Here is a 13,019-nt window from a genome sequence, read left to right as displayed (position 1 = left end):
TTACTGCACCCGCACTCTCGGGTCGACCAGGGTGGTGGCGAAGTCCGCGAGGATCGCGCCGATCGCGAAGATCACGGAGCCGTAGGCGAGGGTCGCCGTCGCGGCGTTGACGTCCTGCAGGGCGATCGCGTCGATGCTCCAGGAGCCGACGCCGTGCCAGGCGAAGATCTTCTCGGCGAAGAAGCCGCCGGCAAATATGGCGGGGATCGTGAAGGCGATGCTTTGCGCCACGGGGATGAAGGACACCCGCAGCGCGTGCCGGCTGATGGCCTGGTTCCGGGTCAGTCCCTTGGCCCGCGCCGTCCGGACAAAGTCGGCATTCACGTTGTCCAGGAGGTACTGGCGCTGGGCGATCTGGTAGGTGCCCCACCCCACAATCGTGATCGCGAAGGTGGGCACCGCGTAGTGTGCCAGCATGTCCACGAACTGGGCCCAGCCGTCGCCCTCGAGCCCTGGCGTGGAGATGCCGGTGACGAAGAAGATGCGTTCGCCGACCGACTCGTTGATGTTGATGGCACCGAGCTGCACGAGGAAGTAGGCGATCGGGGCCGGCACGATGTAGACGAGGTAGCTGTACGAGGTGATGACCCGGTCCGAGGCCTTGTACTGCCGCGCCGCCGTGTACACGCCCAGTGCGACGCCGATGATCAGGGTCAGGATGATGGAGGCCAGGAACAGCCGGGTCGAGATCCAGACCCGGTCGCCGAATTCGGCGTTGATGAACGCGCCGTTGGGGCTGCGTCCCCAGTCCCAACGGGTGACGATCGCCGTCAGCCACTCAACGTAGCGCTCCCACGGGCTGAGCTCCGGATCCAGGCCCTTGAGCCGGAAGGAATTGGCCACCTGCTCGGGGGTGGGCCGCGGGATCCGTTCCTGCTCCAGCAGTGCGGGCTGCAGGGTATTCACGGCCAGGAAATACCCGGCGGTGGTGGTCAGGAAGATCATGAAGACATACGTGATGGCACGTTTGGCGAGGTATCGGAGCATGGGACGACTAGTTCTGGATCGTCGTTGTCTGTGCGGTCTCTGCCGCTGCCGGATCGGTTCTTTCAGCCACGCCGCGCGCAGGATTCCTGACAAGATTCACAACTTGATCCTTCCGTAATCCCCGTCCGGCAGGGGGTTACCGCTGCCGATCCGGGATCCTGGCCAGCGGGTATCTGGCCGCCCGCACGCCTTTCGGCAAGCCCTTGTGGACTATGTTGCGGGTCACATTCCAGAGGAAACTATCACATGCACACCGCCGCCAGGTGCCCCCGGGCCAGGCGTTCCGCGTGTCAGGTATCAGATCGTTATGAAGACTTCCGGGGAACTGCTTCGCTGCGGCCCGGCCGGGATCCGGATCGGACTAGGCCCCGCGCACGACGCGCGAGACGAGCTCGCGCCAGGACGCGGCGAGGCGCTCCGGGGCAATCCGGTGCACGCGGACGGCATGCAGGATCCGTTCCGGTTCCAGGGTGGCGCTCAGCGAGGTGGCCATCAACCAGGGGTCGGCCGTCACACCCGCTTGCACCAGCAGCATCTCCAGATGCCGGTGCCAGAGCACGGCTGCCGGCACGTCGAACCGGTTATGGGCGGACGCATCCGCGGCCCGGGCCAGCTCGCCGAATTCCAGCACCCAGGTGATCCGCTCCCCGCCAAAGGCGATGAGCCTCTCCAGTGGCGGAGCACCGGGGCCCAGCGGCGGCGGGCCGAACATGAACCGCCCCTGGAACTCGGCTTCCGCATCGCTGAGCAGCGTCATCATCAGCCCCGCCCTGCTGCCGAACCGGCGGAACACCGTCCCTTTGCCCACGCCGGCCCGCTGCGCCAGCGTGCCCATGGTCAGGCCGTCCGCCCCGCATTCCTCGATGAGCTCGCGGGCAGCGCGGAGCAGCAGTTCGCGGTTGCGGGCCGCGTCGCGGCGTTCAGGCTCCAGGGGCGGGCGGATGGGGATCAGGCTCACAACGCACATTCTAGCCCGGGGGAATAGAAACGGACCGCAGTCCGTTTCGATCTGTGAAGGCCTGCAAGGCCTCCATCACCAGCCAGCCGCAGCATCTCCCGCGGCGCGACACCCAGGAGTTCACATGTCCAAGAACACCGTTCTCACCCTGGTCGGCAGCCTGCGCACCGGCTCCACCAACCAGAAACTGGCTGAAGCCATCCAGTTGAACGCCCCGGAGCAGGTGGAGGTCCTTATCCACGACAGCCTCGGCAACATCCCGTTCTATAACGAGGACATCGACGTCGAGGGCCAGGTTCCTGCCGCCGCAGCTGCCCTGCGTGCCGCCGCAAACGACGCCGACATCCTGCTCCTGGTCACTCCGGAGCACAACGGCACAGTTCCCGCCTCGCTCAAGAACGCCATCGACTGGCTGTCCCGCCCCTTCGGCGCCGGCGCCCTGAGCGGCAAGCCGACCGCCGTCGTCGGTACTGCATTCGGCCAGTTCGGTGGAGTGTGGGCCCAGGATGAGGCGCGCAAGGCCGTCGGCATCGCCGGGGCCCGGGTGCTCGGGAACGTCAAGCTGGCCGTTCCTGGCTCCATGGTCCGCTTCGCCGAGGTCCACCCGAAGGACGACGCCGAGGTTGTTGAGCAGATCAAGGCCGTCTTTGAGGCACTGGAAGAGTCCCGCACGGCCTCCGCAGCCTAGCTGTCCGCTCCACTCCGGACACCCCCGGTCGCGTTCCTGCGGCCGGGGGTGTCCTTGTGCGGGCTCTTTTGGGCCCCTTGAAAACAAAGGTTTTCCCTGTGGCAACAAGGGTTGTATTCTGGGAGATGTGACCCACGAAACACTTGATGCCGCCGCAGAAGTACTTCCGGCTGAGGCAATTGACGCAATCGAACGTGCGGCTCCGTCCGCCCACCGCCACGAGGACCTGTTCTCGGAGCGCGCAGCAAATATCAAGCAATCGGCAGTCCGCGATGTCTTCGACATCTCGATGCGCCCCGGCCTCGTCTCGCTGGCGGGCGGCAGCCCGTACCTGGAGTCCCTGCCGCTGGAACGGCTGGGCCGGACCGCGGCGAAGATCATCGCCGAACAGGGCATGACCGCGCTGCAGTACGGCAACGGCCAGGGTACCGAGGAACTGCGGACCCAGATCTGCGAAGTCATGGCCGCGGAGGGAATCCTGGACGCCAAGCCCGAGAACGTGGTGATTACGGCGGGATCACAGTCCGCCCAGGACGTGGCGACCAAGGTGTTCTGCAACCCCGGCGACGTGGTCCTCGTCGAGGACCCTACCTACGTCGGCGCCCTTAACACCTTTGAGGCCTACCAGGTCAAGGTCGCCACCGTGCCCATGGACGAGGACGGCATCATCCCGGACCTCCTGGAGGCCAGGATTGCCGCCCTGCAGACCGCGGGCAGGAGCATCAAGTTCCTGTACACCATCCCAAGCTTCAACAACCCCTCCGGCGTCACCCTGTCCGCAGAGCGGCGGCAGCGGGTGGTGGATATATGCCGCAAGGCGAATATTCTCGTACTGGAGGACAATCCCTACGGGCTGCTCCGCTTCGACGGCAAGCCGCTCACCCCGCTGCGGGCCGCCAACCCCGACGACGTGATTTACATGGGGTCCTTTTCGAAAATCTTCGCACCCGGGCTGCGGATCGGCTGGGCCCTCGTGCCGGCGCACCTCCAGCGCCGCTATTACCTGGCGTCGGAGGCTGTCACGCTGTGCCCGCCGACCCTCAACCAGATGCTCGTCTCCGCCTACCTCCGCGATTACGACTGGCGTGGCCAGATCGAGACGTACCGCGGGCTGTACAAGGAACGCTGCGACGCGATGTTGGCGGCCCTCGACGAGTACATGCCCCCCGGAATCAGCTGGACCCGCCCGGAGGGTGGCTTCTTCGTCTGGGTCACACTTCCCGACGGCGTGGACACCTATCCGCTGCTGAAAAAGGCGATCGACGCCGGGGTGGTCTTCATTCCGGGCGCGGCGTTTACCCATTCGGATGATCCCTCCAACAAGATCCGGCTGGCTTTCAGCGCCGTTCCACCGGAGTCCATCCGCGAGGGGGTCCGGCGGCTGGCGCCGGTCCTGCGCGAAGCCATCGCCGCGCTGTAGCCTGTCAGTGGTGTATGGCCGCAGACGTTCGTTGACCTCAAGGAGAACTTCATGACCGGAATTATTGTTGTCGGCGTCGATGGCAGCGAGACCGCCCTTAAGGCAGCGCACACCGCCCGCGACCTGGCCGCCTCGCTCGGGGCCACCCTTCATGTGGTCAGCGCGTTCGAAAGCGACCGGACCGAGGTCTACGGCAGCGGCAGCGACAAATGGATTGTCTCCGATGCGGGGGACGCGGAAAAGATCGCCCGAAACGTCGCGGACAGCCTCCGCACCCCGGTACTGAACGTCACCTACGCCGCCGCCCGCGGCAAGCCAGCGGAAGCTTTGATCGACGAAGCGGCCCGTTCCGGCGCCCGGCTGATCGTGGTCGGGAACCGCAGGATGCAGGGACTGGGCCGCGTGCTCGGGAGCGTTGCCAACTCCGTGGCCCACAGTGCCCCCTGCGACGTTTACATCGCCAAAACCGACGCTTCAGAGTAGGTGCGGCACTGCCCCTCATCACACGCTGTTGAGGGCGATATGCACGGCTGTGGGGACCAGCAGGTTCCGGGTGCGCTCGAACAGTACCCCGAGCGCCAGCCCGAGGAGCGACTGGTTCACGATGGTGCTGGCAATGGCCGGCACCAGCCCGGCATGCCCGGTGTTGGTGAAGCCAAGGCCAAGATGCCAGACGCCGAATGCCAGCGCCTGAAGGACCAGCGCCCACCCCGGGCCCGCCAGCAAGCGCAGCCGCGTCTGCAGCACGCCCCTGAAGAGGAACTCTTCGACGAAGCCGTTCTGTATGAAATTGGATCCGAAAGTCCCCAGCAGCCTGAGAACGGTCATCTGGCCGGTTGCCAGGACGTATAGGAACCAGGCGACCGGCAGGGAGCAGCAGATCAGCAGCGTCCGGCCCACCCGGTGGCCCCGCCCGAAGCCCAGGCTGGACAGGCGGACGCCGGCCAGCAGCAGCAGCACCAGCGGGATCGCGACGTACGTGACGGGATTAACCACGAAGGTCCCCAAGCCGGCACCAAACCACTGCTCCCCAAGCCGTCGAAGGAATTCGACCAGTGCCGTCCACCAGGGGATGCCGGAGCCCGGCGGCACAACATGGTGAAAGACCAGATTCGTCCACGCCGTGAGGACGATGACAACCAGAGCCACTCCGAGCTGCAGCCATACCCGGCGGCGAGCCGCTCCGGTAACGGCAGCCCCCGCTGGTACCGGCCGGGTGATTCCAACCACCAGCAGGCAGAGCAAGAGCAAGACGGAACCTACCAGCAGACTCACCACCACCGAGACGCCGGAGCCCCCGACGGCGAGCACGAGCGCGCTGGCGAACCACAGCGCGGCATAGAACCAGGCGGACGGCGACGCGGCGACCCGCTTCAGCGCCTGAGTAATGCCGGTACGAAAATCCGACGGCGGGCTGGTGGTGAGAACCATGTCCTGCCTGACCTCTCATCGATCCGCCGGCGGGGACACTGCCGCTCCGCCGGGAGCCGTCAGCGCCAGCGCCCCGGCGGGCGCCGGCGCTCGTCTCCGGCGGCATCCGGTCACCCCCAATGGTGATCGGCAGCCACCGGACACTGAATTCCGTGTCGGCGGTTGTGGCCGCTTGCTACCGGAGCGGCAGGATGTGGGGTTCCGGGCCGGGAACGAGCAAAGCGGGTCCGGTCTCCGTCAGGGTCCGGCCGCCTTCGGGCGTTGCTGCCGTCTGGTCAGAGATGTGGGAACTGGCGGCGCATTCCCGCACGGCTTCGACGCCATGCACTGCGGCAGCAATGTCCGGGTACGTTCTGGAGAGGGCCAGTACGGCCCCGCCCCCGTCAAGGATGCGGATGAGAAACCCGCCCCCGTCGGCACGGACGAGTTCGAATTTGCCGGGCGAAGAGGGCCGGGGGACTTCAGGGCCCTGAACGGTGCCTGACCGGGCCGGCGCCGGGACATCCGGCACATGTTGTAACGCATGTGCGCGGTGGGCGGCGGAAGGAAGGACGGGGGAAATCTTTGGCACAGCAACTCCACGATGAGGTTCCAATGGCCGCGTCCTGACCTTCCTCCGACTATACGCTTTGGGACGGGCAGCCGGGGTTAGCTGCGTCACAATCGTGATCTGCCGGATCGATTTGGCTGCTTCGGGCACGGTCCGGGTGTCCCGGAGCCCGCCGGCGACGGGGCCTATCCGGTGGCTGCTCCCGCCGTCTTCAGCATCCGGCGCAGGATCTTGCCGGAGGAGGACTTCGGCACCGCGTCGAGAAACTCGACCCGCCGGATCTTCTTGAAAGGCGCCACCCTGGCCGCCACATAGTCCATCACCGCGGCCTCGTTGAGTCCCTCGCCGTCGGTTCCGGGCTGGCGCACCACAAAGGCCATCGGCACCTCCTGGCCGTCGGCGTCGGACGTTCCGATCACCGCGGCGTCGGCGATGCCGGGGTGGGTGAGGAGCAGCGCTTCAAGCTCCGCCGGGGCGATCTGGTAGCCCTTGTACTTGATCAGTTCCTTGAGCCGGTCCACGATCGTGACCACCCCGTCGGCGCGGACGGTGGCGATGTCCCCGGTGTGCAGGAAGCCTTCGGCGTCGAGGGTGTCCGCCGTTTCCTCGGGCCTGTTGAGGTAGCCGAGCATGACGTTCGGTCCGCGGCACAGCAGGTGTCCGGGCGCGCTGGTGCCCTCGGCCGGGATGTCGATGTCCTCCCCGGAGGCAGGATCCAACAGCCTGCACTCCATATTGGGGACGGTGTAGCCGACCGAACTGACGGGCACATCCGTGGCATCCACCGGGATCAGGTGGGACACGGGGCTCATCTCGGTCATGCCGTAGCCCTGCAGCACCCGGCAGCCAAGGCGTTCGGCCAGCTTGCTGCCCAGTTCGCCGTCGAGCGGGGCCGCCCCGGACAGGGTGGTGTGCACGGAGCTGAGGTCATAGTCGGCAACCAGGGGGTGCTTGGAGAGGGCCACGGCCACCGGCGGGGCGATGAACAGGTAGCTGCACTTCTGGTCCTGGATGATCCGCAGGAACTCGGCAAGCTCAAATTTCGGCATCGTGACCAGACAGGCACGCTGGCGCAGGGCGAGGTTCAGCAGCACGGTCAGCCCGTAGATATGGAAGAACGGCAGCAGCGCCAGCAGGCGGTCCTCCGGAGTGACCTTGAGCAGCCCGCGGGACTGCTCCGCGTTGGCCACGAGGTTCCGGTGGCTGAGCCTGACGCCCTTGGGCCGGCCGGTGGTCCCGGAGGAGTATGGCAGCACGGCCACGTGGGTGGCGGGATCGAAGCTGACGACCGGCGCCGGGGCGCCCGCCGCCAGCAGGTCCCGCAGCGAGGGGTGGCCGGCGGCGCCGTCGAGCACGACGAGCCGTTCGGCCGGGATTCCGGCGCGGGTGGCCGCTTCCTGGGCCGCGGGGAGCAACGCGGAGACGGTAAACAGCCATTCCGCGCCGGCGTCGGCGAGCTGGAGGGCGATCTCGTCCGCCGTGTAGAGGGAGTTGACGGTGGTGACCGTCGCGCCGGCCCGCAGCAGACCGTGGAAGACGACCGTGAACGCCGGGATGTTGGGACACAGGATCGCCGCGACACCGTGGACACCCAGGCCTTGGGCCGCGACGGCCCCGGCCACGGCATCGATCTGCCCGACGAGGGCCCGGTAGCTGGTCTCAGCTCCGCTCGTGCCGTCGACGACGGCGATCCGGTCCAGGTCCGCGTCCTCCAGGCCGCCAAAGAGGTAGTCGTACAGGCTGACGTCGGGAATTTCCACATCGGGGAACGGGCTCGAAAACACGCAACATCTCCTTTGATCCGCGTCCGCCCCGCTGGCGGCGGCTGGTGCCACTCTAGTGCCGTCGGGCCCTTCTGGACAGGACCGCCCTGACCTGCGTTCTTTCCCTGATGCTCAGTCGAGCAGCAGGGCGGGCTCTTCAAGGATCGCCGCGACGTCGGCCATGAACCGTGCCGAGAGGTCGCCGTCCACCACGCGATGGTCGAAAGAGCCGCCGAGGGTCGTAATCCAGCGCGGAATCACCTCGCCGTCAAGGACCCAGGGCTTCTGCTTGATGGTGCCGAAGGCCACGATCGCCACTTCGCCGGGATTGATGATCGGCGTGCCCGTGTCGATGCCGAGGGCGCCGATGTTGGTGACCGTCAGGGTGCCGCCCTGCATCTGGGCGGGCTGTGTCTTACCGGCCCGTGCGGTCGTGGCGAGCTCGTTCAGGGCCAGGGCCAGCTCCTTGAGGGACAGGTCCTGGGCATTCTTGATGTTCGGGACCATCAGGCCGCGCGGCGTGGCGGCAGCGATGCCGAGGTTCAGAAAGTGCTTGACATGGATCTCGGCGGAGTCGCTGCCGTCCGGGTTGTCCACCCAGGTCGCGTTGACGCTGGGATTGCGGGCCGCGGCCCAGATGACGGCCTTGGCCAGGATCAGCAGGGGCGAGACCCTGATGCCTTCGAAATCGCGGGAGGCCTTGAGGCGCTTGACGAACTCCATGGTCCGGCTGGCGTCGACGTCCACGAAAATGCTGACGTGCGGGGCCGCGAAGGCGGACTCGACCATGGCCCGCGCCGTGGCCTTGCGGACGCCCTTGACCGGGATCCGTTCGATCCGCTGTTCCTGCGGGCGGCCGGTCTTGCCCCAAAAGGTGTCCGCCTGGTCGAGCTCGGCGTCGCGCTGCGCCTGGTAGCTCACCAGGTCCTCGCGGGTTACTTCGCCGCGGGCGCCGGTGGGGACGACGTCGGCCAGATCGATGCCAAGGTCGCGGGCGATTTTGCGCACGGGAGGCTTGGCCAGGACCCTGCTGACCAGGCCGCTGATGGCCCCGCCGAGGGTGGGCCGGACATCGATGCTGTCCTCAGGGGCCGGGCGTTCCGCGTGGGCGACCGCCTCGGGGCTGATCCAGGTCTCATGCGCCTCCATCCCCACCCGTTCCCGAACCTCGCTGGCCCGGCCCGGGAACCCGGCGGGCGTGGCCCCGGGCAGCTGGACCGGTTTCGCTGCCGGTGCGGCCACCCGCCGGCGGCGCTTGACGGCGTCGGCTTTGGGACCGGAGCCCACCAGCGGACCGCCGGCCGGGCCCCCGGCCGATTCGCCGGCGTCGGGGGTGTCCGCTTCCAGCTTTCCGTACAGCGGACCGGCGGGTGCCGGATGGGAGGCAGGAGCCGGGGCGGCCGGGCCGGCGGGCGCGGCGTCGCTCACGCTGATGATTGGGGTCCCGACGTCGACGCTCAGGCCAACGGGGACAAGCAGTTCCGTGACGGTGCCGGCGAACGGGGAGGGCAGCTCTACGAGGGATTTTGCGGTCTCGATCTCGCACAGGACATCGTTGATGGCCACCGAGTCGCCGGGTTTGACTTTCCAGGCGACGATCTCGGCCTCGGTCAGCCCTTCGCCCACATCCGGGAGGTTGAACTTGTGAAGAGTCATGGTGTCCTTGTTGGGAGAAATCGCCTCAGCGGGAAGCGGTCAGCAGAAAAGGGGGCGCGGTCAGTAGGAAAGGGCGCGGTCCAGTGCCTCGAGGATACGGTCGATGTCCGGGAGGTAGTCTTCCTCCACCTTGGCCACCGGATAGGGCATGTGGAAGCCGCCGACGCGGATGACGGGCGCCTCGAGTGAGTGGAAGGCACGCTCGCTGATCCGGGCCGCGATTTCGCCGCCGATGCCGCCGAAGGTCGGGGCCTCGTGGGCGACAATCAGCCGGCCCGTCTTCCTGACGGAGTCCGTGACGGTGTCGAAGTCAATCGGCGAGATCGACCGCAGGTCGAGCACCTCAACACTGCGGCCGTCCTCGGCGGCGGCGCTGGCTGCGGCCAGGGCCACGGGCACCAGGGGTCCGTAGGCCACAACGGTGGCGTCTGTTCCCTCGCGGAGCACGTGTGCCTTGAACGGGTCCGCGGAAGGTCCGGGGGATTCCGTGTCAACCTCCCCCTTGAGCCAGTAGCGGCGCTTCGGTTCAAAGACGATCACGGGGTCCTGGCAGTCGACGGCCTGCTGGATCATCCAGTAGGCATCGTGCGGGTTCGACGGGGTGATGATGCGCAGGCCGGCCGTGTGGGCGAACAGCGCCTCCGGGGATTCCGAATGGTGCTCGATCGAGCCGATGCCGCCGCCGTAGGGAATCCGGATGACGACCGGCACGGTCAGGTTGCCGTTGCTGCGGGAGTGCATTTTGGCCAGCTGCGTGGTGATCTGGTTGAAGCCCGGGAACACGAAGCCGTCGAACTGGATTTCACAGACGGGCAGGTAGCCGCGGAGGGACAGGCCGATCGCGGTGCCGATGATGCCGGACTCAGCAAGCGGGGTGTCCACCACACGGTCGGCGCCGAACTCGGCGATCAGGCCGTCGGTGACGCGGTACACGCCGCCCAGGGGTCCGATGTCCTCGCCCATGAGCAGGGCGCGGGGGTTGTTGTTCAGCGTCGCGCGGAGGCCCTCATTAATGGCCCTGGCAATGGTCATGGTGGTCATCAGTTGGCCGCACCTTCCGCCGGGGCTGTTTCCGCGTGTTCTGCCTCGTCGGCGAACCCTGCGCTGTACTCCTCGAACCAGGCCAGCTCCTCGGCCACCAGCGGGTGGGCTTCCACATAGGTGTTGGCGAAGGACGTCCGGATGTCCGGAGTTTCGAGATCATAGGTGGTCTTGCGGACGTAGGCGGCGAGTTCGTCGCCGTCCGCCCTGACCTGCTCGAAGAAGGCGTCGCCGGCCATGCCCTCGGCGCGGAGGTACTTCTCCAGGCGCTCCAGCGGGTCCTTGGCCCGCCACCGGCTTTCCTCTGTGGATTCCCGGTACTTGGTGGGATCGTCGGCCGTGGTGTGCGCACCGACACGGTAGGTGAACGCCTCGATCAACACCGGGCCCCCGCCGTGGCGGGCACGTTCCAGCGCCCACTCGGTGACGGCATGGACGGCGATCACGTCGTTTCCGTCCACCCGGATGCCCGGGAATCCGTAGCCCTTGGCCCGGTTGGCGAGCGGGATGCTGGTCTGCACGGAGCTGGGGACCGAGATCGCCCAGTGGTTGTTCTGGCAGAAGAACACCACGGGGGCGTTGTAGGAAGCCGCGAAGACCATGGACTCATGGACGTCACCCTCGGAGCTGGCGCCGTCGCCGAAGTAAACCATGACGGCAGCCTTGGGCTCCGGATCCTGGCCAGCCGTTACGCCCGCGAGCCCGGAGGACGCCGCCAACTTCTGGTCGCGCTGGATCCCCATCGCGTAGCCGACCGCATGCGGGGTCTGCGCTGCGAGGACAAGGGTGTAGAGGTGGAAGTTGGTGTCCTTGGGGTTCCAGCCGCCGTTGGAGACGCCGCGGAACTGGCGCAGCAGCTCGGCCAGGTCCACGTTGCGGGTCAGGGCGACGCCGTGCTCGCGGTAGGTGGGAAAAATGTAATCCTGCGGCTGGCTGGCCCGGCCGGACCCGATCTGGGCGGCCTCCTGACCGGTGAGCGGAACCCAGAGGGCCAGCTGGCCCTGCCGCTGCAGCGCGGTCGCCTCCACGTCGAAGCGGCGGATTTTCGCCATGTCGGCATAGAATCCGCGCAGTTTCTCCGGGTCAAGCCGCTCGGCGTAGTCCGAGAAAACCGGATCAGAGCCGAGCGTGCCATCGGGAGCGAGGAGCTGCACCATCGGCTCGGCAGGACCGCCCAGGCGGGCTTCGGCCTCCGCCTCGAACTGGTCCTCAATATCGGTTCCATCGAACTCGGTAGAGGGCAGATGTGTGGCGCCCATACCGTCTCCTTGCCTGCCGCATCCGAATGCGCCGCAATTGCTGGGATATATGCCGGACCGTCAATACATTCCTGGCCCGGCATATATGGTGGCTTACTCGTCCTAACTTTATCCGCAGCAGGCTGGCCGGGGCCGTCATGGTAAGCGCTAGGAACGCCGCGGCGCTTTTGTATAGATCGCACAGAGTTCCAGGAAGCGGGTGTTGGCCTCGGTCTCGCCGATACTGACCCGCACACCCTCGTTGGCAAAGGCGCGGACGGAGAGGGCCCGTTCCCCCGCCAGGGCGGCGAATTCCGCGCCGTCCTCACCAAGATTGAGCCACACGAAGTTGCCCTGGGCCTCAGGCACGAACCAGCCAAGGTCCCGCAGGCCAGCGGTGACGCGGTCCCGTTCGTCCACGACGCTTTGTACCCTTTCCACAACGTCGCCGAAGTGCTCCAGCGAGGTCACAGCCGCGGTTTCGGCGATCTGGGACACCGCGAAGGGGGTGGCCGAAACGCGCAGATGCTGGGTGAGGTCCGGTTGGGACACGCTGTAGCCGACCCGCAGCCCGGCCAGGCCATGGGCTTTGGAGAAGGTGCGCAGGACGACGACGTTGGGGTACTTCCGGTACATTTCGATCCCGTCGACGGCCTGCTCGTCACGGACGAATTCCTGGTAGGCCTCATCGATGACCACCACGACGTCGGAGGGAACCCTTTTGATGAAGCGCTCGGTTTCCTCGGTGGTCAGGATCGGTCCGGTGGGGTTGTTGGGCGTGCACAGCAGGATCATCCGGGTGCGCGCCGTTACCGCGGCGGCCATGGCGTCGAGATCGTGGCGGCCCTCGCTGGTCAGCGGGATCCGGACGCTTTCGGCGCCGGCCAGGCCGACGCAGATCGGGTACGCCTCGAAGGAGCGCCAGGCGTAGATGACCTCGTCGGGCTTGCCGTCGTCGTTCTGCCCGGCGAAGGTGGCCAGCAGTTGGTTCAGCGCCCCGAGGCTTCCGGCGCCGGTGACGATGTCCTCGGCGGGAACATCGAGGAACCCGGAGAGCGCGCCGCGCAGCTTGCTGCTCAGCGGATCCGGGTAGCGGTTGAAGTCGGTCTGCGCCGCGATGGCCTGCTGCACGGCCGGGATCGGGGGCAGCGGGTTTTCGTTGGAGGAAAGCTTGTAGCTCACCAGTCCCTCGACGGGGACCGGCGGTTTGCCGGCCGCATAGCGGGGAAGGAGGTCTACCACCGGACGGGGCCTGATGCCCCCGGCCGTGTTCTCTGATGAAGTCAT

The 13,019-nt window shown here is 67.0% G+C and carries 11 protein-coding genes; 3 read left to right on the top strand and 8 right to left on the bottom strand.

Annotated features, from left to right (window positions below):
- Entirely contained in the window at positions 1 to 987 is a 987-nt protein-coding gene (locus ACZYX4_RS02700; RefSeq protein WP_463873480.1) for an ABC transporter permease, read from the bottom strand.
- Positions 988 to 1,348: 361 nt separating this feature from the next.
- Entirely contained in the window at positions 1,349 to 1,945 is a 597-nt protein-coding gene (locus tag ACZYX4_RS02695; RefSeq protein ID WP_463873478.1) for a TetR/AcrR family transcriptional regulator, read from the bottom strand.
- Positions 1,946 to 2,069: 124 nt separating this feature from the next.
- Here ACZYX4_RS02695 and ACZYX4_RS02690 point away from each other — a divergent pair, with 124 nt between their 5' ends.
- The 3 genes from ACZYX4_RS02690 to ACZYX4_RS02680 all read left to right on the top strand — a co-directional run bounded on the left by ACZYX4_RS02690 (position 2,070) and on the right by ACZYX4_RS02680 (position 4,536).
- The gene (locus tag ACZYX4_RS02690; RefSeq protein WP_463873476.1) at positions 2,070 to 2,633 is read left to right on the top strand and encodes an NAD(P)H-dependent oxidoreductase; all 564 of its coding nucleotides are present in this window, start codon (positions 2,070 to 2,072) and stop codon (positions 2,631 to 2,633) included.
- A gap of 127 nt (positions 2,634 to 2,760) precedes the next feature.
- Positions 2,761 to 4,053, top strand: a complete 1,293-nt coding sequence (locus tag ACZYX4_RS02685) for an aminotransferase-like domain-containing protein (protein ID WP_463873475.1) — start codon at positions 2,761 to 2,763, stop codon at positions 4,051 to 4,053.
- Positions 4,054 to 4,104: 51 nt separating this feature from the next.
- The gene (locus ACZYX4_RS02680; protein ID WP_463873473.1) at positions 4,105 to 4,536 is read left to right on the top strand and encodes a universal stress protein; all 432 of its coding nucleotides are present in this window, start codon (positions 4,105 to 4,107) and stop codon (positions 4,534 to 4,536) included.
- A gap of 18 nt (positions 4,537 to 4,554) precedes the next feature.
- Here ACZYX4_RS02680 and ACZYX4_RS02675 read toward each other — a convergent pair whose 3' ends face one another.
- From ACZYX4_RS02675 to ACZYX4_RS02650, 6 genes are all read right to left on the bottom strand, one after another.
- Complete coding sequence (locus ACZYX4_RS02675) at positions 4,555 to 5,484, bottom strand: lysostaphin resistance A-like protein (RefSeq protein ID WP_463873472.1); 930 nt, start codon at positions 5,482 to 5,484, stop codon at positions 4,555 to 4,557.
- 735 nt (positions 5,485 to 6,219) lie between these two features.
- On the bottom strand, positions 6,220 to 7,818 hold the full coding sequence (locus tag ACZYX4_RS02670; protein WP_463873471.1) for an AMP-binding protein: 1,599 nt from the start codon (positions 7,816 to 7,818) through the stop codon (positions 6,220 to 6,222).
- A 111-nt stretch (positions 7,819 to 7,929) separates the two neighbouring features.
- Positions 7,930 to 9,453, bottom strand: coding sequence for a dihydrolipoamide acetyltransferase family protein (locus ACZYX4_RS02665; protein WP_463873469.1), 1,524 nt, complete (start codon positions 9,451 to 9,453; stop codon positions 7,930 to 7,932).
- Positions 9,454 to 9,513: 60 nt separating this feature from the next.
- A complete protein-coding gene (locus ACZYX4_RS02660) occupies positions 9,514 to 10,494 on the bottom strand; it encodes an alpha-ketoacid dehydrogenase subunit beta (protein WP_463873468.1) in 981 nt (326 codons plus the stop codon).
- Complete coding sequence (locus tag ACZYX4_RS02655; protein WP_463873467.1) at positions 10,494 to 11,753, bottom strand: thiamine pyrophosphate-dependent dehydrogenase E1 component subunit alpha; 1,260 nt, start codon at positions 11,751 to 11,753, stop codon at positions 10,494 to 10,496. Before ACZYX4_RS02655 ends, ACZYX4_RS02660 begins: the two co-directional genes overlap by 1 nt.
- A 147-nt stretch (positions 11,754 to 11,900) precedes the next feature.
- The gene (locus ACZYX4_RS02650) at positions 11,901 to 13,019 is read right to left on the bottom strand and encodes a histidinol-phosphate transaminase (protein WP_463873466.1); all 1,119 of its coding nucleotides are present in this window, start codon (positions 13,017 to 13,019) and stop codon (positions 11,901 to 11,903) included.

The organism is Pseudarthrobacter leeuwenhoeki (assembly GCF_055412885.1).
Note: the sequence above shows the minus strand (reverse complement) of the source record. Positions and strands in the feature narration are given on the sequence as shown.